The organism is Bradyrhizobium sp. 147, from assembly GCF_023073935.1.
Taxonomy (GTDB): domain Bacteria; phylum Pseudomonadota; class Alphaproteobacteria; order Rhizobiales; family Xanthobacteraceae; genus Bradyrhizobium.
This window is the reverse complement of the sequence record NZ_JADPKL010000033.1, coordinates 1-1,026: the sequence shown is the minus strand read 5'-3', so window position 1 is coordinate 1,026 and position 1,026 is coordinate 1. Positions and strand designations below refer to the sequence as shown.

At 63.9% G+C, this 1,026-nt stretch carries 1 protein-coding gene and 1 pseudogene; both read right to left on the bottom strand.

The window, feature by feature from the left end:
* Window positions 1-685 (bottom strand): annotated as a pseudogene (locus tag IVA87_RS09070) (IS66 family transposase zinc-finger binding domain-containing protein); the annotation flags it as partial.
* A 69-nt stretch (window positions 686-754) separates the two neighbouring features.
* The coding region (gene tnpB, locus IVA87_RS09065; RefSeq protein WP_247333395.1) for an IS66 family insertion sequence element accessory protein TnpB at window positions 755-1,026 on the bottom strand (272 nt) is incomplete at its 5' end.

Sequence of the window (1,026 nt, the reverse complement as noted above, 5' to 3'; positions counted from 1 at the left end):
GACAGTGCGATCGGCACGCCTTCCAGAGCGTAGCGCTCGGCCTGGCGGTTGAGCGGCTGATGCTGGCCGAACTTCTCAAACATAATCATGGCCAAGAGGCTCGGGCCAGCCCATCCCCGGGCGACGGCATGGAACGGGGCCGGCGCCTGGCTGATCTTCTCGCAGTCGCGGCAGGAGAACTTCTCCCGAACCGTCTCGATCACCTTCCACTGGCGCGGCACCACTTCCAGCGTGCGGGTCACATCCTCGCCGAGCTTGCGCAGGCGATTGCTGCCGCAGCATTCACAAGCCGTAGGCCATCGATCACCACCCGTTCCCGTGGCAGATGCTCAGGGAAGGTCTGGCGCTCGGCACGCTGGCGCGTAAATCCGCGCACCGTGGTCGTCTTGGCCACGGCCCGTTCCGCCGCCAGCTCGTCCTCGGTGGCGTCAGCTTCCAGCTCTTCGAACGTCAGCGCCAACTGCTCGACCAGCCGCGCCGAGCGCTCCGACCGTTGCCCATAGATCTGATGTTTTAGCTTGGCGATTTGCAGCTTCTGCTGCGCGATCAACGCCTCGTCTTCCGACGCTTTCGCGCGGGCGACCGCGAGCTCGCCGGCGATCTCCAAACCCTTCGCGCGCTCGACTGCCAGCGCCTTCTTCAGGGCGGCAACCTCATCGGGAACAGCGTCGCGATCAGCATGCATGCGACGCAGTGAATCACAGATTGGACGCGATGGGACTCCCCAAAATGCAAGAAGCTACAGATTCGGCGCTCAGCCCGCGCTTTGTGGCCGCCAGCTCGGTTGCGGATTCCTCCAGTCGATGCCTTCGAGCATGTAAGCCATCTGGGCCGCCGAGATCGACACCGCACCGTCCGACGCCGAGGGCCAGATGAACTTGCCACGGTCCAGGCGCTTGGCATAGAGCGACATGCCCAACCCGTCATGCCAAAGAATCTTCACCAGATCACCGCGGCGGCCCCGGAAGATGTAGAGATCGCCGGCATGAGGATCGCGCTTCAGATTCTCCTGGACCGCAAGCGCCA